The 25710-nt window shown below is 61.8% G+C and carries 24 protein-coding genes; 12 read left to right on the top strand and 12 right to left on the bottom strand.

All coding sequences use genetic code 11. From position 1 onward, the window contains the following. Nucleotides 1–178 precede the first annotated feature (178 nt). Together AC07X6_RS03925 and AC07X6_RS03920 are read left to right on the top strand one after the other, a co-directional pair. The gene (locus AC07X6_RS03925) at nt 179–568 is read left to right on the top strand and encodes a hypothetical protein (RefSeq protein WP_230540448.1); all 390 of its coding nucleotides are present in this window, start codon (nt 179–181) and stop codon (nt 566–568) included. 269 nt (nt 569–837) lie between these two features. Continuing rightward, entirely contained in the window at nt 838–2697 is a 1860-nt protein-coding gene (locus AC07X6_RS03920) for a flagellar assembly protein A (protein ID WP_494790158.1), read from the top strand. Here AC07X6_RS03920 and arfB read toward each other — a convergent pair whose 3' ends face one another. Continuing rightward, on the bottom strand, nt 2698–3096 hold the full coding sequence (gene arfB, locus AC07X6_RS03915) for an alternative ribosome rescue aminoacyl-tRNA hydrolase ArfB (RefSeq protein ID WP_494790157.1): 399 nt from the start codon (nt 3094–3096) through the stop codon (nt 2698–2700). Between the two features lie 194 nt (nt 3097–3290). Between arfB and AC07X6_RS03910 the strand changes: the two genes are divergently transcribed. Next, nucleotides 3291–3773: a chemotaxis protein CheW gene (locus AC07X6_RS03910; RefSeq protein ID WP_494790156.1), complete on the top strand. Its 483-nt coding sequence runs from the start codon at nt 3291–3293 to the stop codon at nt 3771–3773. 170 nt (nt 3774–3943) lie between these two features. Here AC07X6_RS03910 and AC07X6_RS03905 read toward each other — a convergent pair whose 3' ends face one another. The 7 genes from AC07X6_RS03905 to AC07X6_RS03875 form a co-directional block, all read right to left on the bottom strand. Continuing rightward, nucleotides 3944–5938 carry an ATP-binding cassette domain-containing protein gene (locus AC07X6_RS03905; RefSeq protein WP_230540458.1) on the bottom strand — a complete coding sequence of 665 codons (1995 nt, stop codon included), beginning with the start codon at nt 5936–5938 and terminating at the stop codon, nt 3944–3946. Nucleotides 5939–6042: 104 nt separating this feature from the next. Then, entirely contained in the window at nt 6043–6933 is an 891-nt protein-coding gene (gene prmB, locus AC07X6_RS03900) for a 50S ribosomal protein L3 N(5)-glutamine methyltransferase (RefSeq protein WP_230540459.1), read from the bottom strand. A 56-nt stretch (nt 6934–6989) separates the two neighbouring features. Beyond that, on the bottom strand, nt 6990–8126 hold the full coding sequence (dapE, locus tag AC07X6_RS03895; protein ID WP_494790155.1) for a succinyl-diaminopimelate desuccinylase: 1137 nt from the start codon (nt 8124–8126) through the stop codon (nt 6990–6992). A gap of 69 nt (nt 8127–8195) precedes the next feature. Next, complete coding sequence (locus AC07X6_RS03890) at nt 8196–8552, bottom strand: ArsC family reductase (protein ID WP_494790154.1); 357 nt, start codon at nt 8550–8552, stop codon at nt 8196–8198. A 138-nt stretch (nt 8553–8690) separates the two neighbouring features. Next, a complete protein-coding gene (locus AC07X6_RS03885; RefSeq protein WP_332859170.1) occupies nt 8691–9299 on the bottom strand; it encodes an RES family NAD+ phosphorylase in 609 nt (202 codons plus the stop codon). Between the two features lie 10 nt (nt 9300–9309). Next, nucleotides 9310–10035, bottom strand: a complete 726-nt coding sequence (locus tag AC07X6_RS03880) for a hypothetical protein (RefSeq protein ID WP_494790153.1) — start codon at nt 10033–10035, stop codon at nt 9310–9312. 115 nt (nt 10036–10150) lie between these two features. Beyond that, the gene (locus AC07X6_RS03875) at nt 10151–11698 is read right to left on the bottom strand and encodes an FAD-dependent monooxygenase (RefSeq protein WP_494790152.1); all 1548 of its coding nucleotides are present in this window, start codon (nt 11696–11698) and stop codon (nt 10151–10153) included. 391 nt (nt 11699–12089) lie between these two features. Here AC07X6_RS03875 and AC07X6_RS03870 point away from each other — a divergent pair, with 391 nt between their 5' ends. Then, nucleotides 12090–12881, top strand: coding sequence for a hypothetical protein (locus AC07X6_RS03870; protein ID WP_494790151.1), 792 nt, complete (start codon nt 12090–12092; stop codon nt 12879–12881). A gap of 410 nt (nt 12882–13291) precedes the next feature. Here the strand turns inward: AC07X6_RS03870 and dapD are convergent, their stop codons facing one another. Both dapD and dapC read right to left on the bottom strand, forming a co-directional pair. After that, nucleotides 13292–14119, bottom strand: coding sequence for a 2,3,4,5-tetrahydropyridine-2,6-dicarboxylate N-succinyltransferase (gene dapD / locus AC07X6_RS03865; protein ID WP_070223998.1), 828 nt, complete (start codon nt 14117–14119; stop codon nt 13292–13294). 17 nt (nt 14120–14136) lie between these two features. Beyond that, the gene (dapC, locus tag AC07X6_RS03860; protein WP_230540469.1) at nt 14137–15366 is read right to left on the bottom strand and encodes a succinyldiaminopimelate transaminase; all 1230 of its coding nucleotides are present in this window, start codon (nt 15364–15366) and stop codon (nt 14137–14139) included. Between the two features lie 251 nt (nt 15367–15617). Here dapC and tsaB point away from each other — a divergent pair, with 251 nt between their 5' ends. Genes tsaB through AC07X6_RS03840 form a run of 4 tightly spaced genes read left to right on the top strand, consistent with a single transcriptional unit; the run spans nt 15618 to nt 18661 of the window. Continuing rightward, nucleotides 15618–16343, top strand: a complete 726-nt coding sequence (gene tsaB, locus AC07X6_RS03855) for a tRNA (adenosine(37)-N6)-threonylcarbamoyltransferase complex dimerization subunit type 1 TsaB (protein ID WP_474292040.1) — start codon at nt 15618–15620, stop codon at nt 16341–16343. Beyond that, on the top strand, nt 16340–16831 hold the full coding sequence (rimI, locus tag AC07X6_RS03850; protein ID WP_230540478.1) for a ribosomal protein S18-alanine N-acetyltransferase: 492 nt from the start codon (nt 16340–16342) through the stop codon (nt 16829–16831). The genes tsaB and rimI overlap by 4 nt, the downstream gene beginning before the upstream one ends. After that, nucleotides 16828–17730 carry a uracil-DNA glycosylase gene (locus tag AC07X6_RS03845; protein ID WP_494790150.1) on the top strand — a complete coding sequence of 301 codons (903 nt, stop codon included), beginning with the start codon at nt 16828–16830 and terminating at the stop codon, nt 17728–17730. The genes rimI and AC07X6_RS03845 overlap by 4 nt, the downstream gene beginning before the upstream one ends. Continuing rightward, nucleotides 17723–18661, top strand: coding sequence for a DUF1853 family protein (locus AC07X6_RS03840; RefSeq protein WP_494790149.1), 939 nt, complete (start codon nt 17723–17725; stop codon nt 18659–18661). The genes AC07X6_RS03845 and AC07X6_RS03840 overlap by 8 nt, the downstream gene beginning before the upstream one ends. 72 nt (nt 18662–18733) lie before the next feature. Here AC07X6_RS03840 and lplT read toward each other — a convergent pair whose 3' ends face one another. Then, on the bottom strand, nt 18734–19996 hold the full coding sequence (lplT, locus tag AC07X6_RS03835) for a lysophospholipid transporter LplT (RefSeq protein ID WP_230540483.1): 1263 nt from the start codon (nt 19994–19996) through the stop codon (nt 18734–18736). Nucleotides 19997–20242: 246 nt separating this feature from the next. Here lplT and alr point away from each other — a divergent pair, with 246 nt between their 5' ends. The 4 genes from alr to fliD all read left to right on the top strand — a co-directional run bounded on the left by alr (nt 20243) and on the right by fliD (nt 24852). Continuing rightward, nucleotides 20243–21334, top strand: coding sequence for an alanine racemase (alr, locus tag AC07X6_RS03830; RefSeq protein ID WP_494790148.1), 1092 nt, complete (start codon nt 20243–20245; stop codon nt 21332–21334). Nucleotides 21335–21409: 75 nt separating this feature from the next. Then, the gene (gene radA / locus AC07X6_RS03825) at nt 21410–22786 is read left to right on the top strand and encodes a DNA repair protein RadA (RefSeq protein WP_230540493.1); all 1377 of its coding nucleotides are present in this window, start codon (nt 21410–21412) and stop codon (nt 22784–22786) included. 131 nt (nt 22787–22917) lie between these two features. Further along, nucleotides 22918–23238, top strand: a complete 321-nt coding sequence (locus AC07X6_RS03820) for a PilZ domain-containing protein (protein WP_494790147.1) — start codon at nt 22918–22920, stop codon at nt 23236–23238. A 228-nt stretch (nt 23239–23466) separates the two neighbouring features. Further along, on the top strand, nt 23467–24852 hold the full coding sequence (gene fliD, locus AC07X6_RS03815) for a flagellar filament capping protein FliD (protein ID WP_494790146.1): 1386 nt from the start codon (nt 23467–23469) through the stop codon (nt 24850–24852). Here fliD and AC07X6_RS03810 read toward each other — a convergent pair. Next, complete coding sequence (locus AC07X6_RS03810; RefSeq protein ID WP_494790145.1) at nt 24849–25649, bottom strand: helix-turn-helix transcriptional regulator; 801 nt, start codon at nt 25647–25649, stop codon at nt 24849–24851. The two genes, fliD and AC07X6_RS03810, sit on opposite strands and share 4 nt — an antisense overlap. Nucleotides 25650–25710 lie beyond the last annotated feature (61 nt).

Below are 25710 nucleotides of genomic sequence, written 5' to 3'. Positions count from 1 at the left end.
CGTATATTAGTTGCTATAGTAACGCCTCGCGCGGCGTCGGCAAGGGGCTGTGGCGACCCATTACAAAGTGTTACAAACTTTACCCAATTACTCTTACTGCACCGTGTAAAGCATCATACACTGGGGCCACAGTGGAAATCAGCTTTAAGTTTATACGGCATTGTGGAAGAGGAACTCAATGAATATCTTTACTAAAAAAATTCACGCCGCTCCCAGCGCAGCTATCGCCGCACGTACGGCTGTGCTGTCCGCCTTTGCCGTTTGCTCCGTGTTCGCCGCCAGCCTGGCGTCAGCGCAAAACCAGCCGCCGCCACGCCGTGACGACCAGCAGCAAATGCAGGCCCAGCGGTATGAGCAGGTACAGCGCAGCAACAGCAATGATACGCGACTGCGCGAACAGCGTGACGCACGCAGTTTCGACACGCGCGCCGAAGAGCAGCGCCGCGCCAGCGAAGGCGCCGATGCGTCGCGCCGCACGGGCCGCATGACGCCCGACGAACGGCGCGACCTGCGCCGCCAGATCAACGAAGTGGGCCAGGATATTTACTCGAATCCCCCGCGCCGTTGATGACATCCGGCAATACCTACTGCGCGTCGCGACTTGTGGCCTGCGATGCTCACTGTACTAAAGTACAGTTCCGCTTCTCGGCCACAATTCACTTCCGCTCGCTACGGTCTTGCCAGATGTCGTGACTTTACCTGAAACATCCATCTCCATTTTTCATTCCCCTGTTTGTTGCGCCAGGATTATGCTAATCCGGCACACCGCCACGCCCCGTGATATTGTTCTAGTGCACTGAGACAATTCTCTGAATGTGTTGCCGGGGGAGGCGAGTGGTGAGCGACGACGACGTGCCCGTTCCTGATGCGGTCCCTGCTGCCGGCCTGCCGCGCGGCATCGTCCAGCGCGACGAGGGCGTGTTTTTGGACCTGTCGCTGGCGCCGGCGCAGCTGCGCAATTCCGTCGAGCAACTATTTCAGTCCGGGCAGCTGCTGGCCGGCCTCGATTACGGTTTGTTCCTGCTGACCCTGTTCCATGCCCCTGCGCCCCGCGCCGTGCCCAAGGGCGATGCCTTGCTGCGCATCGCCGTGCGCGTGGCGCCATTCCCGCCCCAGCGGCGCGCGCTGTATAAACAGGTCAAGATCCGCGGCGACAGCGCCGAGTTTTATTTTGAAGCCTTGCCTGCCGATGCGGATGGCCAGGTGCCGGCGCGCCGCGAATTCGACGAGCTGGTGGCCGACCTGTGGTGCAAGGGCGTGCACTACGGCATCGATAGTGCGGCCGTGCGCGCCATTCTCGGCAGCGGCAAGGCCGAGCGCATCACGGTGGCGCGGGCGCTGCCGCCGCAGCCGGGGCGCGATGCCCGGCTGGCCGAAGTGTCGCAAGGCATCCACCGCGACGATGCGCCGCGCGAACGCTCCGATGGCCGGCTGGATTTGCTCAGCTTCAAGAACCGCTTTCCTCAAGTCAAGAAACACGCGCGCCTGCTGCGTCTGCTGCCAGGCGCGCCCGGCTTGCCCGGCTACGACCTGGCCGGCAAGCTGCTGCCGCCGCCCGCGCCGCTGGAGCTCGACCTGGCCACAGTGGCCGGCGCCGGCACGGCCGTCGAGCATTTCAGCGATGGCGACTTCGTCGTGGCCACCCAGGCTGGTTACGTGAATGTCGATGAGGGCGGCAAGATTTCCATCGAGAACAAGATCGTCAGCCGCGAAGGCGTCAGCAGCCGCACCACGGGCAACCTCAAGTTGCGCGCCGCCTACGAGGAATATGGCGACGTGCAGGAGCAGCGCCAGCTTGACGGCAGCGACATCACCATCCATGGCGACGTGTATGGGCATTTGCACTCGCACGGCGGGCTGATCTTGTTGCAGCGCAACCTGGTGGGCGGCACGGCCTTCAATGAACACGGCGACGTGCGCGTCGAGGGCGTCGCTTCCGGTTCCGTGCTGCAGGCGCTCAGCGGCGAAGTGCACGTGAAGCGCGCCGAAAGCTGCGTCATCGCCGGCACGCGCGTGGTGATCGACAGCGCCAGCAATTGCGAAATCATCGCCGACGAGGTCGTCATTGAACTGGCTGAAGGCTGCGCCGTGGCGGCGCGCATCATCCGCATCGGCAGCGCCGGTCCGCGCAGGCAGGTGGAGATGCTGCTGTTCCCGCTGGTGCCCGATTTGAGCGTCCTGGAGCAGAGAATCGCGGAAAGCCTGGCGAAGGCGGCGCAATACCAGCAGTTGCAGCACAAGCGCCAGCAGGAAATCGATGCCATCGCGCAATTGCCCGAGGTGCGCAATTACCTGGCCCTGGCGGGCCAGCTGCGGCGCGGCGAATTGCAGCTGCAGCCGGCGCAACAGTTGCAGTACGACAAGCTGGCCGCGCGCATCGCCCCCGTCCTGAAGGAAGTGGCGCGGCTGCGGCTGGAAGTCAAACAGTCGGAAATCCTGCACGCGCAGATGCTGGCGCTGGTGGCGCAGCTGCGCCAGGAGCGGCAGGCGACGGCCGGCCAGTCGCGCTGCACCCTGGGCCTGGTCGATGGCGAAACGACGGTGCGCGCCCTGGTCGTGCCGCCCGGGCAGGCCAAGGTCTACGACCGGCCGCCGAAAGAGATCAAGGCGCTGTTGCGCAGCGCCACGCCGGTGACGCAAGCCGTGTTTGCAGACAGCACAGGCAGCCTGGACTGGACGTACCAGCCGCCGCCGTAGTTAATCCGTCACTTTTCCGCGCGACTGTTTCAAGACGCTGTGCGTGCTCTTGCTGTCGAGGCGGCGCCGCTGCGAGCTGCGCGTGGGCTTGGTGGCGCGGCGCACGGCGGGCAGGAAGGTCACGCTGTCGATGATTTCCTGCAGGCGCCGCAAGGCTTCTTCCTTGTTCTGTTCCTGGCTGCGCGACTGCTGCGCCTTGAGCACCAGCACGCCATCCTTGCTGATGCGGCTGTCGCGCAGGGCCAGCAGGCGCTCCTTGTACGCTTCCGGCAGCGACGAGGCGGCAATGGGGAAGCGCAGATGGATGGCGCTGGACACCTTGTTGACATGCTGCCCGCCCGGCCCTTGGGCGCGGATGGCGGAAAATTCAACTTCAGCGGGATTGACGAGGTGTTGCATGGCCTGCCTGTGGGGAAACGATGGGGCTATTGTAAGGGAAGATGGCTGCGCCGGCGCAAGGCCGTGGCCGCACACGGTGCTGTCTTCCTGGAAAGTTGATGTTTCTCAACGCTGGCGGCGGCGATGCTGGTTAGCATGGGGCCAACGTTGCGCCACTGCGCATCTGGCAGCGCTTACCGGATGAAAGGAACACCATGCAGCCCACGACCACGCCTGGCGCCGCATCGGCCCAATACCTGACGCAGTACTTGAGCTTCCGGCTGGGCGGCCTGGAATACGGCCTCGATTATCGCTGCGTGCGGGAATTGCGCCCGCTGAAGGAACTTGACCGCTTTTCCTCGGAAGGGGAAGTGCTGCAAAGCGTGGCCGTCTCGCGCGGCGTGATCATTCCCATCGTCGACATGCGCGCCGCGTTCGGCAGCACCCACGGCGCGCCCGACCCCGCCACCGACGTGATCATCTTGCAACTGAGCAATGGCGTGATGGGCATGGTGGTCGACGGCGTCACCGACATCGTCAGCCTGGCGCCGGCCGACATCGCCGCCGTGCCCGGTTTGGGCGACACGGAAGCCGATTACCTGCTGGGCCTGGGCACGGTGGCGGGACGCAGGTTGATCCTCGTCGACATCGACCGCCTGATGGCGATCCGCAGCCCCGGTCCCATGCAGGTGGCATAAACAAAACGGCTCGAATGAGCCGTTTTATTGTTTTCACTGCATTTCCGACGCCTGACAAAACCGTCGCGAGCGGAAGGAAGTTGTGGCCGAGAAGCGCAACTGTACGAAGGTACAGTGAGCATCGCAGGCCGCAAATCCCGACGCGCAGCAGGTTTGGGCAGGTGTCTTCATCAGCCGAGTTTCTCCAGCTGATCCTGCAAATCGAGCCATTCCGCTTCCAGCTGCGCCAGGTCCTTGGTGAAGAAGGTCTGGTCGGCCAGCAACTGTTTCAGCTTGGCCTTGTTGGCCGCGTCGTAGATGGTTGGCTCGCCCAGCTTGGCGTCGGTTTCCGCTTTTTGCGCGTTGCGCTTGGCGATCTGCTCTTCCTGGCGCTTGATCTTGTTTTCGATCGGCTTGCGCAGGGCGGCCGTTTTCTGGCGCTCTTCCGCTTCCTTGCGCTTGTCGCGCACGGGCGCGGCAGGGGCGGCGGCCGGCGCAGGGACGGATGACGTTACGGGGAAATCGGTCTTGTTGGCCTTGCCAGCGGCCGGCAGCACATCGGTACCCTTGCCCAGCTTGGTCTTGAACAGCCAATCCTTGTAGTCGTCCAGGTCGCCGTCGAACGGCTGCAGCTTGCCGTCGGCCACGATGATGAATTCGTCCGTGGTGGCGCGCAGCAAATGGCGATCATGGGAAACGACGACCAGGGTGCCTTCGAACTGCGCCAGCGCTTCCGTCAGCGCTTCGCGCGTTTCCAGGTCCAGATGGTTGGTCGGTTCATCGAGCAGCAGCAAATTCGGACGCTGCCAGACGATCAGGGCCAGCGCCAGGCGGGCTTTTTCGCCGCCCGAGAACGGGGCGATGGACGCGGTGACCATGTTGCCGGGGAAGTTGAAGCCGCCGAGGAAGTTGCGCAGTTCCTGCTCGCGCACGGTCGGCGCGATCTTGGCCAGATGCCACAGCGGCGATTCGTCGTGGCGCAGCATTTCCACCTGGTGCTGGGCGAAGTAGCCGATGTTGAGGCCCTTGCCCATGGTGGCGTCGCCCGTCAAAGGCATCAGTTCGCCCGCGATGGTCTTGATCAGGGTCGATTTGCCGGCGCCGTTCTGGCCCAGCAGGCCGATACGCTGGCCAATCTGCAGCGAAAACTTGATGCCGTTGACGATGGTTTTATGCGTGATCTCGCCCGTCGCTTCGTTTTCGATCTTGTAGCCCGCGTCGACGTCTTCCATCACCAGCAGCGGGTTCGGGGCGCTCAAAGGCTCGCGGAATTCGAACGAGAATTCGGCGGCGGCGCGCAGCGGCGCCAGTTCTTCCATCTTTGCCAGCGCCTTCATGCGGCTTTGCGCCTGGCGGGCTTTGGACGCTTGCGCCTTGAAGCGGTTCACGAACGATTCCAGATGGGCACGCTTGCGCTGCTGCTTTTCCAGCGCGCCGGCGGCCAGAATCATCTGCGCCGCGCGCTGGCGCTCGAAGCTCGAATAGTTGCCCGAGTAGCGCTTCAGCTTGCGCTCGTCGATATGCACGACCACGTTGACCACTTCATCGAGGAAGTCGCGGTCATGGGAAATGATCAGCAAGGTGCCGGCGTAGCGCTTCAGCCAGTCTTCCAGCCAGATGATGGCGTCCAGGTCCAAATGGTTGGTCGGTTCATCGAGCAGCAGCAGGTCGGACGGGCACATCAGCGCTTGCGCCAGGTTCAGACGCATGCGCCAGCCGCCGGAAAAGCTGGCGACAGGCTGCTGCATCTGGTCCAGGGTAAAGCCCAGGCCCAGCAGCAATTGCTCGCCGCGCGACTGCACGGTGTAGGCGTCCGCATCGGCCAGTGCGCTGTAGATCTCGCCGATGGCGATGCCGTTTTCCGACGTGGCCGGTTCCGATTCCAGGCGCGCCAGTTCCGCTTCCAGCTTGCGCAGGGTCACGTCGCCGTCGATCGCGTAGTCGAGCGCGGCACGGTCCAGCGGCGGCGTTTCCTGCGCCACGTAAGCCACGCGCCACTTGGCCGGGAAATCGATCTCGCCCTGGTCAGGGTGCAGTTCGCCGCGCATCATGGCGAACAGGCTCGATTTGCCCGCGCCATTGGCGCCGATCAGGCCGATCTTGTCGCCCGGATTGAGGGTGACATCGACTTGTTCGAGCAACGGTTTGATGCCGCGCATCAGGCTTACTTGTAGGAAACGTATCATTTTTTTCTTTGTGTTTTAACCCAGAGGCGGAAACCTGGGGTCGTACCCTGAGGGTACGACCCCGGCATTTGCTGTTGGGTTGAGTGAGGTCGTGCGTTTGTCAATTAAACCAGCTTGAGCTGCTCGGCCGTCAGCAGGAATACCATGTCGTCGCCGGCGCTCGTCGTCAGCCAGGTCAGGCCCAGTTCGCCGAAGGCCGCTTCCGCGTATTCGCGTTCGTTGCCGATTTCAATCATCAGGATGCCGTCATCCGTCAGGCGCTCGGCCGCGCCGGCGATGATCTTGCGCACCAGGTCCATGCCGTCGCTGCCGCCGTCGAGGGCGATCTGCGGCTCGGCCAGGTATTCCTGGGGCAGGGCGCCCATCGACGCGGAATTCACGTACGGCGGGTTGCTGATGATCAAATCATATTTCTTGGCCGGCACGTTCGTGTACAGGTCCGATTCGATCAGGTTCACGCGGTCTTGCAATTTGTACGTGTCGACGTTGCGCTTGGCCACGGCCAGGGCGTCGGCGGAAATGTCCACGGCGTCGACGCTGGCGTTCGGGAACGCGTCGGCCATCATGATCGACAGGCAGCCCGAGCCGGTGCACAGTTCCAGGATGTTTTCCACGGCTTCCGGTTCCGCCACCCATGGCGAGAAGTATTCAGGGATCAGCTCGGCGATGAAGGAGCGGGGCACGATCACGCGCTCGTCGACGTAGAAGTTATACGTGCCCAGCCAGCCTTCCTTGGTGATGTAGGCGGCCGGCACGCGGTCGATACTGCGGCGGTCGATGACCGCCATGACGCTGGCCACTTCCGACGGCAGCAATTTGGCGTCGAGGAACGGTTCGAGCTTGTCAAGCGGCAACTTCAACGTGTGCAGGATCAGATAGGCCGCTTCGTCGAACGCTTCGGCGCTGCCGTGGCCGAAAAACAGCTTGGCGGTATTAAAACGGGTAACGGCGTAGCGCAGCAGGTCGCGTGGCGTGGAAAACGGGTTCGGGGTCATGGCATTCTCGAAAAGACGGTGTTCTGGCCCGCCGTGACGGGCCTCGGTATTCTGGTTCAGACGGGCAACAAATGCTCCAGCGTGCGCCGGTAAATATTCTTCAGGGGATCGATGTGGCGCAGTTCGATGTGCTCGTCGATCTTGTGAATACTGGCATTGGGCGGCCCGAATTCTATCACTTGGGGGCAGATTTGCGCGATAAACCGGCCATCCGAGGTGCCGCCCGTGGTCGACAGCTCCGTCGTGAGGCCCGTTTCTTCCAGGATGGCGGCAGACAGCGCATCGGAGAGCGTGCCGCGCGGCGTGAGGAAGGGCAGGCCGCTCAGGGTCCACTGCAAATCGTATTGCAAGTCATGCTTGTCGAGGATGGCATGGACTCTTTCCTGCAGGTTTTCCGCCGTGCTGGCCGTGGAAAAGCGGAAGTTGAAGTCGATCACCATGTCGCCCGGAATCACGTTGTTGGCGCCCGTGCCCGCGTTGATGTTGGACATTTGCCACGACGTCGGCAGGTAATACTCGTTGCCCGCGTCCCATTTTTCCTCGACCAAGTCGGCCAGCGCCTGCGCCGCTTCGTGAATCGGGTTTTTCGCCAGATGCGGATAGGCAATGTGACCCTGCACGCCCTTGATCGTCAGCCGGCCCGACAGCGAACCGCGGCGGCCGTTCTTGATCATGTCGCCCAGTTGGGCGCTCGAGGTCGGCTCACCCACGAGGCAATAGTCGATCTGCTCGCCGCGTGCCTTCAGTTGCTCGCACACGATGACGGTGCCGTCGGTGGCCGGGCCTTCCTCGTCGCTGGTGATCAGAAAGGCAATCGAACCCGAGTGGTCGGGCGTGGCCGCAATAAATTCCTCGCAAGCAACAACCATGGCGGCAATCGAGGTCTTCATGTCGGCCGCGCCACGGCCGTACAGCTTGCCGTCGCGGTGCGTGGGAATGAACGGTTCCGAGCGCCATTGCTCGACGGGGCCGGTGGGCACGACGTCCGTATGGCCGGCAAAGACGAACACGGGGGACGTCGTGCCACGGCGTGCCCACAGGTTGGTGACGTCGTTCGACTGGATCGTCTCGCAGACGAAGCCCAGCGGCGTAAGGATATCGATCAGGTGCTGCTGGCAGCCCTTGTCATCGGGCGTGACCGAGGACAGGGCGATCAGTTTTTCGGTCAGGGCGAGGGTTTTGGAGGTGGTCATGGTGTGGAGCGGGATCGTACCTTTGGGACTCGGCGTCCCCGTACGACCCCAGCCTTGCAGGTGTCGGGTTTAAACTGAGAAAATGGTTTTGTACTGGGCATCCGAAAACGCCACGCTGAACTGGCCATCCTTGTCCAGCACGGGGCGCTTGATGATGGACGGGTTTTCCAGCATCAGGTCCAGGGCACTGGCCGCATCGACGGTGGACGCCTTGCGCTCGTCGGACAGGGCGCGCCAGGTCGTGCCTTTCTTGTTGACCAGCACATCCCACGGCAATTGCTGCAGCCACGCCTCGACGGTGGCGCGTTCCAGGCCCTGCTTCTTGAAGTCGTGGAAGGTGAAATCGAGTTGCTGCGCGGCCAGCCAGGTGCGGGCCTTTTTGACGGTATCGCAATTGGGGATACCGTAGAGTGTAATGGTCGTCATGGGTAGGGCTAAGGGGAATGAATGCGGTTCGCTTGATCGCGGCGCTTGCGCCAGGACAAAATGCGATGGTAGCCGACATTATACAGTTGATGCGCAGTCGATGCGGCAGTGCAACACGGCTGCATGTTGCGGGCAGGTTCAGGGCCAGGCGCTGCGGATGCCCAGTTGCGTGGCCACCTGGCCGAAGTCGCGGTGCATGGATAGCGGCGTGGCGGATGCCATCGCCAGCTTGGGCGCGGCGCGGTGGAACAGCACCACGGCCGTTTCATCATTCTTGTGGCGCGACATGTAGAGCATGCCATCGACCTCGTCCGGATGCGCATGGATGGCGGCCGACCAGGCTTTGGTCGTTTGATACGACGATGTGCCGCTGAGTCCCGCGTGGCCACCCAGCTTCCGGAGGGCGGCACCCGTCAAGTCGGCCAGGACGAGCGTTTCTCCAGTGAGCCGTATGACAATGCGCGCCTGTATCACGGCCAGGCCGACGATGAAGTGGTTGCGGATGGGCTTGCGGTCGTGCAGCAGGGTTTCGGCCAGCGCCACGGCCAGCGACGCGCCCAGATAGCAGGTGCCGAAGCGGGCTGCCGCTTGCGGGTGGGGATCGTCGAAGCGGTAGGTGTTTGCCCTGCCAAAATAGGGCTCATCCGTGGCGTGGCCGGAAATCCGGTACAAGGTGGCGGGATCGCAACGCACCGTCTGCAAGCTTGCTGGCAGTTGCGGCAAGCGGGGCAGGCGCAAGGTTGCCACGGTCGCGCCGCTATTCGTCGGCGTAGGCGCGGGCGGCCGCCATCACGGCGTCGAGTTTTCCTTTGGCCAAGGCTTGCAGTGGCGACTTGCCGCCCAGCGACAGGCGCGGGACGGTAAAAAAGTCCCATTTGGCGGCGCCGGGCAAGTCGCCGAGAATCTTGCTGACTTTTTCCAGGGTGTGGCGGTCGTGGCGGGGATCGGCGAAAAACGCCGGGTAAACATATTCGCCGGAGGCGCCGCGCAAGGCGAACAGGCGCCTGGCTTTGAGTGCCGCACTGAGCGCCTGCGGCGTGACTGCCAGCCGGACGCGCAGTTCTGGGCCAGACAGCAAGCTGTGCGAGGCCAGGTCTTTTTCGCGCTGCTGGCTTTCCTGCTGTTCCAGTCCGCGCATGAATTGCCGGGTGCTGACGTGGCCCGCCTGCGTGTCGCTGCCGCTTGCCAGGCTCAGCTCGCGCTCGGCCACGATATCGAGGTCGCGCCGCATTTGCGCCAGCAGCGCGGGCCGGTCGTCGCGCGGCACGGCGTCCAGCAGCGATGCATATGCTTCCTGGAACGTATCTTGTGCAATGTTAAAACGCAAGCCGGTGGCACTGGATGCGAGTGTGTCCGCCACCTTGCTGGCCAGCGAGGGCATGGCTGGCGCATGCCCGGTGTCGGCGGCGGCCTCATCAATCGTGCCGGTGTCGCCCTTGCCGTCAGGGGAGCGAGTGTTCGACGTGTTCGATGTATTCGACATGGCCCTATCCTTGAAACGCATGTTTCAGCATAGGACAGGAAGTCAAACAAAGCAAACAAAGCAAAGAAATCAAGTTGGTTGGCTTGATGTGGCACAAACCGTCAACTCTGTGATGTTACACAGGCCGTGGCGCCGCCTTGCTCGATTCGGCCGGACCGAAATGCAGGCCCAGGCGCAAGGCCAGGGCGCGCAGGGCGCCGCTTTCCTGCAGGTGCAGGGCCAGCGCGATGTGGCCGTCGGGGCGCACCAGGTAGGCCGCATCGCGGCCCAGGCCGGCCAGCTTGGCGGCCACGTTGTAGGTGTAGCAATGCACGGGCAGTTTCAGCACGCGCGCCTCGTCGAGCAGTTCGGGCGCCGGCTCGCCATAGATGTGCAATTGCCAGTCCATGCTGCGCAGGGCCGTGAAGTTGTCTTGCGTGCCGTCCGAAAACCACGGCAGGCGGTCGCCGCCGCGCAGGTATTGCGCATGGCCGGCGGAGAGGGCGCTGTCTTCATAGCTGATCTCGATTTGCGACACCGTCTTGAACAGCAGGCGGCGCGCCCGCTCGAAGCCGGACAAGAAGGGCAGCGCGTGCGGCACCAGCCACCGGCGCAGGAATTGCCCGGCCATGCCTTGCGCGACGATGGCCTGGAAGGCGCGGTCGGTGGTGGCGACGAGCTTGCGGGCAAACACGATGCGCTCGCTTTCATAGGTGTCGAGCAGGGCGTCGTTGCTTTGTCCGTGCAGCTTTTGCGCCAGTTTCCAGGCCAGGTTGACGGCGTCGCCCAGACCCGTGTTCATGCCCTGGCCGCCCACGGGGCTGTGCAAATGGGCCGCGTCGCCGAGGATGAAACAGCGCCGCGCGCGGAACTGCGCCGCCACGCGGTGATGCACTTTATAGGTGGAAAACCAGTTCACGTGCTCGACTTCGATGCCCAGCAAGGCTTGCACCTGTTCCCGCACGTCGTCGAAGACGGGCGCGGGCGCGCCGTCGGGGCGGTCGGGCAGGATGCCGATCAGGCGCTGCATGCCGCTGGTGCGCACGGGCAACATCAGCGCAAAAGAGTTCGCGCCCAGGTGGGCGTGCAGATCCGTGTTGTTGCCCGCCACTTGCGCATCGGCCACGTAGTACAGGTGGTCGTAGGTGCCGCCGGAAAACTCAAGACCGGCGATCTCGCGTACCTTGCTGCGGGCGCCGTCGCAGCCGCAGATGTAGTCAAACGTGCAATATTGACGTTCGCCATTGTGGAGCAGGATGGCTTGCACTTCGCTATCGTCTTGCGTCCACAGATCCAGCGTGACGTTCCATTCCACGTGCACGCTGGCCGCCGCCAGCTTGCTGATAAGAAAGCGTTCATGCTCGTCCTGCGGCAGGCTCAGCACGAAAGGGTAGGGGCTCAGTCCCTCGCCGATCTCGCCCAGCGCCAGTTTCACGAGTTCCTCGCCGCCCTCGTGGATGTGCATGGCATTGATCTTGATGCCCAGGCTGACCAGCTCGTCGGCAAAGCCCAGCTGCTGGTAAAACTCCAGGGTGCGCGCATGCACGGCCATGGCCCGCGACGCCTGGCCCGGACCGCTATTCTTGTCGATGATGCGGCAATCGACGCCATGGCGCGCCAGGCGCAAGGCAAGCATGAGGCCGGTAGGACCGGCGCCGACGATCAAGACGGGAGGAGTATTCATGCCATCTAGTATAGGACTTCAGGACAATATAGAAGCGCAATTGGAAGCGAAATTATGGTTGTTCTAATTTCAGAAGCTCTAGACTCGACTCACCCAAAGACAAATTTGGTGTGCTGCAGCATGATTTCCTGATCAGTCTCACTAAATGCTTCCTTCTCAAAATTCGCGGGATTGACTTGTTTTCGACCTTATGACTTAGTTAGGTACTGGTAGAAACGTTTCTTTTGAGGTTCTAAAAAATATGTAAGTTATTGATTTTAATGAGATTATTTTAATGATCTCTTGTTTGAACTAATTTTCATGATTTTTTTTAGAATCTTTAAGGATTCTGTTGCAAAAGAACTTATCCGAGCATATACTTGCCCAATCGAACGACAAACGGAGAATTTTGATGGCGGAATCAATCAAGCGTAAGGTAAGTCCTCGCTCGCCGTCGCTGCTTCTTGATGAAGCAATTGGTAGGGTCGAGAAAATGTACAAGGCAGAGGGGCGCCATCCTGCGCCGCTTGAGGTTGCCATGAAGCATATTGGCTATAGCGGTAAAAATGGTGCTGCGTTGCAGGCTGTTGCTTCTCTGGGTTACTGGGGAATGGTCGAGCGGCCGAAAGATGGATTTTTAAGAGTAACAAAAGAAGTTGAGGATTACCTGTTTACGCCAGATGAGCGTCACAAACAGGATTTGTTGGTTCACTTTCTGAAAAAACCCTCTTTATTTGCCAGTTTGTTAGAGCAGTATCGTGACAGATTGCCATCAGATGCAAATATTAAGTACGATTTAATTCAGAGGGGATTCATCCCAGCAAGTGCGGAATCTTGTGTAAATGTATTTAAAAAATCCATAGAGTTTTCAGATTACTATGGTTGGCTGAGTCGCCAGAGTGATCGGATTGCTTCGGCAGAGATACTTGATGAAATCGAAGACGGGGAGGTCTCCGATGAAGAGCGTGAGGTTCTGGATAGAGGGGCGGAATCAAAAAATTTCTTGCCACAAGATAAGATCTCAATATCAGAGGCTAATCTTCCGGTCCCCGGAATGGATGTAAATATTGATCGTATTCCAGTACGTTTGGCTGGGGGGAGGCGCGCATGGCTAGAAATACCTATACCTTTTTATCAGGCTGATAAGGAGCGTCTAAAAAGTCATATAGATTTATTGCTTGCTGATGATGACAGCGACCTTTGACTAAATAATTATTGTCATTTGTAAAAAGAGTTGAAGCAGCGTCAACTGCTCCAACTCCTTATCTCCCCGGACTAGTGGACTGTCCAAAGGGAGGCTGGGAAGGTCCCGACAACATAGAGCCTCATTATTGGGGTGTCAGACTCCAGTGTCAAGAGTCCTGTGACATGAAAGCCATAAATGGCAAACATTCAAAAACCTGCACCACCCGGTTTTCGCTGGGTCTACTGCAAGTCTTTCAAGCACTGGCGTAGCGGTAAGCCAGTGTTCAGAAAAGATGGCGGCAACTTCTGTTTTTTGGTTCGGGCACGCTGAAATTTTTGTGCTAGCTAGAAATATTCAGTAGATTTTGTCCTGCAAAGTGCTGAGGTCTCGCGACTTCAGCACTCTTTTAGTTGTAGCTGAAAAAAGAGTTAGATACCGCGCAGCAACTCGTTGATGCCCGTTTTCGCGCGGGTTTTCGCATCCACGCGCTTGACGATCACGGCGCAGTACAGCGAGTACTTGCCGTCTTCCGAAGGCAGGTTGCCCGAGACCACGACGGAGCCGGCCGGCACGCGGCCGTAGGTCACTTCGCCCGTGGCGCGGTCGTAGATCTTGGTCGACTGGCCGATGTACACGCCCATCGAGATGACGGAGTTTTCTTCGACGATCACGCCTTCGACGATTTCCGAACGGGCGCCGATGAAGCAGTTGTCTTCGATGATGGTCGGGTTCGCTTGCATAGGCTCCAGCACGCCGCCGATGCCGACGCCGCCGGACAGGTGGACGTTCTTGCCGATTTGCGCGCAGGAGCCGACGGTGGCCCAGGTGTCGACCATGGCGCCTTCATCGACGTAGGCGCCGATGTTGACGTAGGACGGCATCAGCACGACGTTCTTGGCGATGAAGCTGCCGCGGCGGGCAACGGCTGGCGGCACCACGCGGAAACCGCCCTTGGCGAAGTCTTCGGCCGTGTAGTTGGCGAACTTGGTCGGCACCTTGTCGTAGAACTGCATCGTGCCGTCGGATGGCAGGACGACGTTGTCTTCCAGGCGGAACGACAGCAGCACGGCTTTCTTGACCCACTGGTTGACGACCCAGTCGCCCGAGGTTTTTTCCGCCACGCGGATGCTGCCGTTGTCCAGGCCATTGATGACGTGGGAGACGGCGTCGCGCAGTTCTGCCGTGCCGTTGCGCGGATTGATCTCGGCGCGGTTTTCCCAGGCCTGGTCGATGATGGTTTGCAGTTGTTGGCTCATGATGATGTCTTATTCATTTAGTTGGTTGATGCGGATGCGGAAAGCTGCTGGCAGAATTTTACTATGCGCAACGCCGCTTCCAGCCCTTCGGCCGTTTCGGCCACCAGGGCCATGCGGATGCGGTTGCGGCCCGGATTGATGCCGTGCGCGTCGCGCGCCAGGTAGCTGCCAGGCAATACCGTGACATTATATTCGGCGTACAGGCGTTGCGCGAATTCGGTGTCGGACAGTCCCGTGCGGCTGACGTCGGCCCACAGGTAGAAGCCGGCGTCCGGCAATTGCACGTCCATCACCGCCTGCAGCAGCGGCGTGATGGCGTCGAACTTGGCGCGGTACTTGGCGCGATTTTCCTCGACATGGGTTTCGTCGTTCCAGGCCGCGACGGAGGCCGCCTGCACGGCGGGGCTCATGGCGCCGCCGTGGTAGGTTCGGTAGAGCAGGAATTTTTTCAATACTTCCGCATCGCCGGCAACGAAGCCCGAGCGCATGCCCGGCACGTTCGAACGCTTCGACAGGCTGGAAAACACCACCAGGCGCGCATACGGGCGCTCGATCGTGGACAGGCCCAGCATGTGCGCCGCCTGCAGCGCGCCCAGCGGCGGCGTGTCGCCGTGGTAGATCTCGGAGTAGCACTCGTCGGCAGCGATGACGAAATCATAGCGCTCGGACAGGGCGAACAGGTGTTCCCAGTCCGTCAGGGTCAGCACGGCGCCCGTCGGGTTGCCCGGTGAACACAGGAACAGCAGTTTCACTTTTTCCCAGACAGAGGCGGGCACGCTGTCGTAGTCGCAGCCGAAATTGCGCGTGGGGTCGGAATTGACGAAATACGGTTCGGCGCCTGCCAGGTAGGCCGCGCCTTCATAGATCTGGTAAAACGGATTCGGGCTGATCACGAGCGAACCGGCCGACGGATCGATCACCGTTTGCGCCAGCGCAAACAGCGCTTCGCGCGAACCGTTCACGGGCAGGATTTGCGTGGCAGGATTGAGCTTGGGGATGCCGTAGCGGCGTTCGAGCCAGCCGGCAATCGCACCGCGCAAGGCTTCCGAGCCGATGGTGGTCGGATAGCTGGCCAGGCCGTGGATATTGTCGACCAGCGCCTGCTCGATGAAGGCCGGCGTCGGGTGCTTGGGTTCGCCCATGCCCAGGCTGATGGGCGCGTACTCGGGATTGACGGTCACGCCGGCAAACAGCTGGCGCAGCTTTTCAAAGGGATATGGTTGCAGTTTAGCAAGAAGTGGATTCACGGAACGGACCAGGGCAAGAGTGGAAAGACGATGTTGCTGAGCGATGTGGCTTGGTAGTGTTGCTTAGTCATGGCTGAACGATTGCTTGGCGCGGCAGACTTGATGCCGGTCAAATAATAGGCTGCGTCGTTCATTATAGCCGTCCTCGCGGGGCCGCTGTGCAAGCCGCATCAGCTTGATCGCGGCCCGCCTGGTCCAGGCAGGGCGCAGCGGGGAGTGCCGCGCCATGGCGCGGCAAGGTAAAATACGGCATGCCTATCTTACTTCCCACCTTGCTTGCTATTGAAACGTCGTCCGAACTCGCCTCCTGCGCCTTGTTGCGCGGCGATGTCGTCCTGTCCCGCGCCTCGTCGGGCGTGCGCACCCATTCCCAGTCGATCTTGCCGATGGTGCAGGAATTGCTGGCCGAAGCGGGCGTGACCCTGGCCGACGTCGACGCCATCGCCTACGGCTCCGGCCCCGGCTCGTTTACGGGCGTGCGCACGGCTTGCGGCATCGCCCAGGGCCTGGCGTATGGCGCCAGCCTGCCCGTCGTGCCCGTCGTGACCCTCGACGCCATGGCGCTCGCCTGCCACCAGCAGCATGGCGCGCAACACATCGTGACCGTGCTCGACGCCCGCATGGGCGAAGTGTACTGGGCGCAATATGACTATCAAGATGGCTTGCAGGCCGTCTTGCCGCCGGCCCTGAGCGCGCCGGCCGGCGTGGCGCCGCAAGGCGACGTCGCCGGCTGCGGCAACGGTTTTAGCGCCTATGCCGACGCATTGGCCGCGCTGCCGTGCGCCGCCACGGCCGACGCCGCCATCATGCCGCACGCCGTGCAAGTGGCGCAGCTGGCGCGCATCGCGTTTGCGGCCGGCCAGTGCGTGACGGCGGCCGAGGCGCAGCCTTTGTATTTGCGCAACAAGATCGCCTTTACCAGTGCGGAACGGCAAGAGATGCAACAGGCCAAGGCCGCTGCGGAGTCCGCGCAATGAGCGTAGCGGGCCAGGACAATGCTGCCGGCTGGGACTTGCTGCGCCTCGACTATCAGCCGATGGTCGAAGCGGACCTGTTGGAGGTGCTGGCGCTGGAGCAGCGCGTGTATCCGCATCCCTGGACGCATGGCAACTTCGTCGACTCCCTCAAGAGCGGCTACCCGGCCTGGGTGCTGCGCGACGTGGATGGCACCTTGCTCGGCTACTTTTTATTGATGCTGGTCGTCGACGAGGCGCACTTGCTCAACGTGGCCGTCGAGGGCGCCATCCAGGGCCAGGGCCTGGGCCGTTTCCTGCTGAACCAGTCCTGCGCCTGCGCGCGCCAGCTGGGCATGGAATCGATGCTGCTGGAAGTGCGCCCGTCGAACGTGCGCGCGCTCGACATCTACCAGCGCTATGGATTTGCACAGATCGGCCGGCGCAAGGGATATTATCCGGCCGCCAATTCGCAACGTGAGGACGCCATCGTGATGCGTTATACCTTATGAGCCGCAGCGCCGTTTTCCTCGATGAAATGGGTGTGGGGCCGTTGTGGCGCCTGCGCCAGGGCGCCGCGCCCGAAGCCGTGGATGTCGCCGCCGAGGCCCCTGTGGAACTGGAAGTGGCCGTGGCGGAACCCGTGGCCGAAGTTGCCGCACCCGTCGCTGTCCCGGCGCCTGTGGTCGAAGTGCTGGCCGAGGTGGCAGCCGTGGACACTGTGGAAGTTGCGGCGCCCGTTGCCGTGGCCGCTACACCCGTGGCTGCCGCCGCATCCGACGACACGGCCTGGTTCGACGATGCGCCCCCGCCGCCGCCCGTGAAGCAGCTCAGCGATGCCGATATCGCCGCCCTCGACTGGGATGGCTTGACGGCCGCCGTCGCCAAATGTGCGCGCTGCGACTTGTGCAAGACGCGCAAGGGCGTCGTCATGGGCCGTGGCGACCGCCAGGGCGATTGGCTGATGCTGGCCAGCAGTCCGTCCCGCCTGGAAGAGCGTGAAGGGCGCGCCTTGCCGGGCGAGCAGGGCAAATTGCTCGACAATATGCTGAAAGCCATCGCCATCGATGCGGGCAGCGATGTGTATATTAGCCACTTGCTGAAATGCCGTCCGCTCGACGAGGCGGGGCAGGAGCGCTTGCCCACCGAGGCCGAGTCGGCCGCCTGCCGCCCGTATTTCGAGCGCGAACTGGCCCTGTTGCAGCCGCGCACTATTTTGACGCTCGGTTCCATGGCCGCCGCCGGCATCAATCCCGGCGAAAAGCCCGTGCGGGGCACGGTGCGCCAGCTGGGCAATGTCTCCGTCGTGGCCACCTTCCACCCAGAGCAACTGTTGCAGGACGGGACGGGCAAGGCCAAGGCGCGTGCCTGGGCCGACCTGTGCCTGGCGAAAAGCACGCACGGTGCTTGATACTGCCGTCATTACCTTCCAGGTCCGCTTCGAGCAGCGCTGGGGCCATCTGACGCACCCCCGCGTGCGTGCGCTGGCCTGGCTGCTCGACTCGCCCGACTTGCTCGATCCTGCCAGCGTGCACTGGGGCGGGCGCATCGCCAGCTTGCCTGCCGTCACGCCCGCCGTGGCGGCGTGGCTGGGGGCGCTGCAGGATGACCCGTCGCCGCTCGATGCGGCGTTGGGGCCGAAATTCTATTCCCGCCTGGGCCTGTACGCTGAAAAGCTGCTGGCCTTTTATTTTGAGCAACACGGCTTGCTGGCCGCGCATGGTTTGCAGGTGCAAGTGAACCGCAACGATACGGTGGGCGAGTTCGATTTCCTGCTGCGTGACGAGAGTGAATTGTTGCACTGGGAATTTGCCACCAAGTTCTACCTGCTCGAAGGGATGCCTGATCCCGGCGTCTTCAACCATTTGATCGGCCCGAACCTGGCCGATACCCTGGGCTTGAAGATGCGCAAGATTCTCGACAAGCAACTAGCCTTGTCCCGCCATCCGGCCGCGCAAAGCCTGCTGGCGCAGCCCGTGCGCGCGGCGCAGGCGCTGGTCAAGGGCTGGCTGTTTTATGCGCCGGACGCCACGCCCGCCGTGGACGGTATTTCCCCGGATCATGGACACGGCTTCTGGTGCACGCCGGCGCAACTCCCCGCGCAGCGCTATGTCGTGCTGCCGCGATTGCAATGGCTGGCGCCGTTCAAGGGGCGCGACGTGGAAGTGCTGGACGTGGAAGCCTTGCGGGCGCAGTTGTTTGATCTGGCGCAACCGGTGATGGTGGCCATGGTGGATACTGTCGAAGGCTGGGAAGTGGAGCGCACGCGCGGTTTTGTCGTGCCCCATGACTGGACGCAGCAGGCTGCCGCGCGGCGACTGACAGGCGCGTTGCCTGTGTAGGTCGGAAATTCTCAACCCAAAATGAAATCCGGGATCAGACCCTCAGGGTCTGATCCCAGCCCTTGTTTGGGTTTAATGTTTCTGCTCGCCAATCAAGGACAGATTGTCATGCTCAGCCTGGTTCAGCTTGTGCTTGCGCATGATGGCGTACATGGTGCCGGCGACGAACAGGCCGAACAGGGTGATGATGATGTTGAGCGGCAGGTGCAGACGGATCATGATCGAATACACGGCCAGCATGGTCAGAATGGACAGATTCTCGTTGAAGTTTTGCACGGCGATGGAATGGCCTGCGCTCATCAGGACGTGGCCGCGATGTTGCAGCAGGGCATTCATTGGCACGACGAAGAAGCCGGACAGGGCGCCGATCAGTATCAGCAGCGGGTAGGCGATCCACACGGAATGCACTTGCGTCATCATCATGACGATCACGCCCATGGCGATGCCGAGTGGAATGACGGTCAGTGATTTGCGCAGCGGAATGAAGCGGGCCGACAGCACGGCGCCGGCGGCCACGCCGATGGCAACCACGCCCACCAGGCTGGTCGCCTTGTCGAACGGCATGTTCAGCGATTGCTTGGCCCATTCCAGCACGATCAGCTGCAAGGTGGCGCCGGCGCCCCAGAACAGCGTCGTCACGGCCAGGGTGATCTGGCCCAGCTTGTCTTTCCACAGGATGGAATAGCAATTGGCAAAGTCGGTAATCAGTTTGATAGGATTGCGTTCCTGGTGCGGATATACGCAGCCCGTGTCGGGAATTTTCAGGTTGGCCAGGGTTGCCAGTGCATAGATGCCGACCACGACGCACAAGGCCGCTTCCGTCTTGCTGGTGATGCCCGTGTCGATCAGGGGGATGTCGATGGACAGCAGCATGTCGGACACGTGGCCGCTGACGAGCGCGCCGCCCATCACGGTGCCGAGGATGATGGAGCTGACGGTCAAGCCTTCGATCCAGCCATTCGCCGCCACGAGCTTTTCCGGCGGCAGCAGTTCCGTCAGGATGCCGTATTTGGCGGGCGAATATACGGCCGCGCCAAAACCGACGACGGCGTAGGCCAGCAGCGGATGCACGTGGAAGAAGACGAGGGCGCAACCGAAGATCTTGACCATGTTGGCGATGAACATGACCTTGCCCTTCGGCAAAGCATCCGCGAAGGCGCCGACAAAAGCGGCCAACAGCACGTAAAACAACACGAACGATAGTTTGAGCAGCGGCGTGATCCACGCCGGGGATTTCATGGACACCAATAAATCGACGGCGACAAAAAAGAGGGCGTTATCTGCCAGCGAGGAAAAGAACTGCGCCGCCATGATGGTATAAAAACCACGATTCATTCTGGAATGCCTGAAATCATATCTGGCTTGCTTTATACCACGAAAAAACGGCAAACCCCAAGTTTGGACGGGGCTGCTTTGCATAGTCTTGCCTAAGCGAAGCTTAATTTTTCTGCCGTAGAAAAATACATCACATGTGAGCATTTTATAAATGATGTCCTCTGCATACGACCTTGGGCGTCTGCCGTGTCCGCGTACTGTGCATCCGGTAAAATACGGCTTTCCCACCCGCCGTGAACGATGCATATGCCCAGGCCCCTTCTCGCCACCATCCATCTCGATGCCATGCAACACAATCTGGCGCGCGCCCGTGCCGGTGCCCGCGGCGCCAGGGTATGGGCCGTCGTCAAGGCGAATGCCTATGGCCACGGCCTGGAACGGGCCATGCGGGGCTTTGCCGACGCCGATGGCCTGGCGCTGGTCGAGGTCGATTACGCCGTGCGCTTGCGCGAGCTGGGCTGGAGCAAGCCCATCCTGCTGCTGGAAGGTTTTTTCGACGCCAGCGATTTGCCCGTGATGGCGCAATATGGCTTGAACGGCAGCGTGCATTGCGAGGAACAGATCGCCATGCTGGAAGCGGCGCGCTTGCCGCACGCCATCGACGTGCACCTGAAAATGAATACGGGCATGAACCGCCTGGGTTTCACGCCGGCTGCCGTGGCCGGTGCCTATGCGCGCCTGCGCGCCATGCCGCATATCGGCACGATCACCTTGATGACGCATTTCGCCAATGCGGACGAGGCGGGCCCCACGCGCTTGCCGTTGGAACAGCAGATGCTGCGTTTCGAGGCCGGGGCGACCAGCATCGGTACAAGCTTGCCGCGCAGCCTGTGCAATTCGGCCGGCGTGCTGATGCATCATCTCGACAGCGACTGGGTGCGTCCCGGCATCATGCTGTATGGCGGCACGCCCAGCGGCGCTCCCGGCGGCACCTCGGCGCAGGCGTTCGGCTTGCTGCCCACAATGACCTTGCGCAGCAGCATCATCGGCATCCAGGATATCGCCGCCGGCGAGGTGGTGGGCTACGGCAGCCGCTATGAAGCGGCCGGCAACGTCAAGGTGGGCGTGGTGGCCTGCGGCTATGCGGACGGCTACCCGCGCCACGCGCCCGAAGGCACGCCCGTGCTGGTCGACGGCGTGCGCACGGGGCTGATCGGCCGGGTGTCGATGGACATGCTGATGGTGGACCTGACCCACGTGCCGGGCGCCAGGGTCGGCAGCAGCGTCACCTTGTGGGGCCAGGGCATGCCGATCGACGAGGTGGCCCTGGCCGCCGGCACTATTGGCTACGAGCTGATGTGCACACTGGCGCCGCGCGTGCCCGTGGTCGAAGCATAACAGTGACGCCGGCCCGCCGTTTGTATATACTGTATATATAAACAGCATTTTTACCTTACCCGGGCAAAGTACACCATGGCAAAAGTCAAGACCATCTACACCTGCAGCGATTGCGGCGCCATCAGCAACAAATGGATGGGGCAATGTACCTCGTGCAACCAGTGGAATACCATGGTGGAAACCCTGCCCGAGACGGGCGGCAACAACCGCTATTCGAACCCGCAGCACATGTCGCTGGCGCAGACGGCACCCGTGTTGTCGCTCGACGATATCGACGCCATCGACGTGCCCCGCTTCGGCACGGGCATCGAGGAATTCGACCGCGTGCTCGGTGGCGGCATGGTGGCGGGCGGCGTCGTGCTGATCGGCGGCGATCCCGGCATCGGCAAGTCGACCCTGCTGCTGCAGGCGCTGGCGAATATGTCGCACCACAAGCGCGTGCTGTATGTCAGCGGCGAGGAATCGGGCGCGCAGATCGCCCTGCGCGCCAAGCGCCTCGTCATCGACGCCAAGGAACTGAAATTGCAGGCGGAGATCCAACTTGAGAAGATTCTCGCCACCCTGGCCGATTTAAAACCGGAAGTGGTCGTCATCGATTCGATCCAGACCGTGTATTCGGACGCCCTCAGTTCGGCGCCCGGTTCCGTGGCGCAAGTGCGCGAATGCGCGGCGCAGCTGACGCGGGCGGCCAAGCAGACGGGCGTGACCATCATTTTAGTCGGCCACGTGACGAAAGAGGGCGCGCTGGCCGGTCCCCGCGTGCTCGAGCACATCGTCGACACGGTGCTGTATTTCGAGGGCGACGCCCATTCCAGCTTCCGCCTCGTGCGCGCCATCAAGAACCGTTTCGGCGCTGTCAATGAACTGGGCGTGTTCGCCATGACGGAAAAGGGCTTGAAAGGGGTGTCGAACCCGTCCGCGCTGTTCCTGTCGCAGCACGACAACCAGGTGCCCGGCTCGTGCGTGATGGTGACGCAGGAAGGCACGCGCCCGCTGCTGGTGGAAATCCAGGCCCTCGTCGACACGAGCCACTTGCCGAATGCGCGCCGGCTGTCCGTCGGCCTGGAGCAGAACCGCCTGGCCATGCTGCTGGCCGTGGCGCACCGCCATGCGGGCATCGCCGCCTTCGACCAGGACGTCTTCATCAACGCCGTCGGCGGCGTCAAGATCACGGAGCCGGCGGCCGACCTGGCCGTGTTGCTGGCGATTAACTCGTCGATGCGCAACAAACCTCTGCCGCGGGGACTTGTGGTATTCGGGGAAGTGGGGCTGGCCGGCGAAATCCGTCCCGCGCCACGGGGCCAGGAGCGCCTGCGCGAAGCGGCCAAGCTGGGCTTTACCCTGGCCGTGGTGCCCAAGTCCAACCTGCCCAAGCAAGTCATCGAGGGTCTCAAGGTCATCGGCGTCGAGCGCATCGACGAAGCGTTTAATAAATTGCGCGATCTGGAGTAAAAGTTGGTATGGTTTAAATGCCAAGCTTGAGACAAGTCAAACAAAATTTCCGTTTAGAACTATAATATTTGTCCGATGAATTCGCGCAGCGAGTTCGCATCGACCATGAATTGATAGAGAAGCGGAATACAGTGTCAGTTGAGCAAAGGCAGGGCGCACGCAAGATATTGCGTGCCAAGGCAATGTTGGTAATGGATGGCGCGGGTCCCGTGGCGGCGCGCACCCTCGATGTGGGGCCGGGCGGCATGGCGGCCGTCGTCGCGGAACCGGTGCCGACAGGCAAGCAGGGCAAGGTGCTGTTCGAGCTGTTTTACGATGGCGCGGCGCACATCATCGAGGCGCGCGTATCCGTATCGCACTGCATTTTCAGCAGTGCAGGTTTCAAGGTGGGACTCACTTTCCTGAAGCTGGACATGGCCGTCAGCAGCGCCATCTCGAAATTCATGCGCTGAAACGAGACAAGATCGGCTGCAAATGAAATGCGCTAAAATGGTGCATATGGGTTTGCAGTCAGGAAAAACCTGTTCTGTTCGCTGTTTTGATATTCCGGTAATACTGCATAATTATTAACCAGAAGAGGGACCTTGCCGCGCCACGCGCGCCTGCCGTCCGTTTCCAGCGCAGCACGGTCACGACCTGAACCGTGTGCCATGACCTTACACCCGACGGGAACGCCTACCATGTTTAATTCGACCATCAACAGCAGGGCTTACACCAACAACACGCAGCAGACGACGCAGGGCAATATCTCGGCCGATGTGTATGCGAAGGTGGAGCGTCAGATGCAGTCGCAGAACACGGGCGTCGTCAAGCTCAACGCCAGCCTGGCGCGCGACCAGGCCAAATTCTCGGGCCTGGGCCAGCTGCAATCGGCGCTGGCGAAATTCCAGACCGTGGCCAAGAACATGGCCGGCAGCGGCCTGGCCACCTCGGCCACGTCGAGCAGCAAGGATGTGCTGAGCGCCACCACCACCGACAAGGCCGCCAGCGGCAGCCATGAACTGAATGTCAAGCAGCTGGCGCAAGGGCAGACTCTGCAGAGCGGCACGCAGAAATCGTCGAGCGCGGCCATCGGCACGGGCGCGCCGGCGCTGGTCAAGATCGAAGTGGGCACGGCTGACGGCAAGCAATTTACGCCCGGCAGCGGCAAGATCATTGCGCTGACCATCGACAGCAGCAACAATAGCCTCGACGGCATCGCCGCCGCGCTCAAGCAGCAGGGCATCGATGCCAGCGTGGTCAAGGGCACCGATGGCTATTCGCTGGCCATCAATGGCAAGAGCGGCGCCGACAGCAGTATGCGCATCAGCGTCTCCGGCGACGCGGCCGTCAGCAATCTGCTGTCCTACGCGCCCGGTGCCGGCAAGGGCCTGCAGCAGACGGCCGCCGCGCAGGACGCGCTGCTGACCGTCGACGGCAAGGACATCAAGAGCGCCACGAATACCCTGACGACGGCCGTCGAGGGCGCCACCATCGAATTGAAGAAAAAGGGCACGACCGACCTCGTCATCGCCAAGGACAGCAGCCAGATCGCCACCAACGTGGCCAGCTTCGTCACCGCCTACAATGAGCTCAACAGCAAGCTGCAGAGCCTGCAGCAGGGCGATTTGAAATCCGACACGGCCCTGGGGCAAGTGCGTTCGCAGATGGAGCAAGTGCTGCGCACGGCCAGCACGGGCGTGCCATCGTCGGTGCTGAGCAGCGCTGGCGTGACCCTGGGCAAGAGCGGCGAGCTGGTGCTCGACGATAAAAAGCTCAAGGCGGCCATCGCGGCCGATCCCGACGCCGTCAGCAAGATGTTTACCAATAACGGCAAGGGCGTGGCGGATCAGTTCGCCAGCAAGATCAGCGAATTGACGGGCGAGACGAGCATCATCCGCAAGGAAGTGCAAACGGTCGGCAAGGACATCACGACGCTCACCAACAAGAAGGCCGTGCTGGCCAAGGCGCTGACGGCCCAGGCGCAGGCGCTGGTGAAGGCGTATTCGGCGCAGGAACAGATGGGCACGAACTCGGCCTTGCCGGGCTATACCGGCAAGAATTCCCTGTTCGACTTCATGGCTTAAGAGCGCTCGCCCTGAGCAAAGAAGGCCGACGGCGAACTGCCGAAGGTCTTCTTGAACATGGCGGAAAACGCCGACTGGCTGGCGTAGCCCAGCTCTTCGGCCACCTGCGACAGCGGCACGCCGCGCGCGATCAGCGGCGCCGCGTGCGCCAGGCGCACTTGCTGGCGCCACTGGCCAAAACTCATGCCCAATTCCCGTTCGAACAGCCGCGCCAGGGTACGCTCCGAGGCGCCGACCTGCTGCGCCCAGTGTTCCAGCGTCAGGTTCAGGCCCGGCTTGTCGATCAGGCTGTCGCACAGGGTTTTTAAGCGCTTGTCGCTGGGCAAGGGCACACGGATGGGCCGCGTGTCCGAACGTTTCAATTCATCGAGTATCAGTTCGGCCAGCAAGGCCTCGCGCGCCGGTTCCTGGCCCGGGTCCAGCTGTTCCAGCGCCATGATCAGCTGGCGCAGCAGGTTCGACACTTCCAGCACCTTGCAGTCCTGGCCCGCGAACGGCGCGCGCGCGGCATGGATGCACAGGGGGCGCAAGCGGGTTTTTTCCAGTATCGTGACGGCATGCTCGACGTTCGGCGCGATCCAGATGGCGCGCATGGGCGGCAGCACCCAGCTGCTGTTGTTGGCGGTAATGCGCAGCACGCCTTCGAGCGCCATCGTGACCTGGCCCCAGGGGTGGCTGTGCGGCAACAAAAATTCATCGGGTTGCAGGTCGCGCGCGACCATGGTCACGGGGATGGTCGCACTGGGCGCCTCCCTTGGCGGACACATGCGGGTATGGTGGAGGATAGGTACACCCATCAGCTTGGCCTTAATTCGATAAATTATGTCGTTCTGTCGGAAAACAGACGATGGTATTTTG

The organism is Janthinobacterium sp. GW460-12-1-14-LB5 (genome assembly GCF_059423585.1).
Note: the sequence above shows the minus strand (reverse complement) of the source record. Positions and strands in the feature narration are given on the sequence as shown.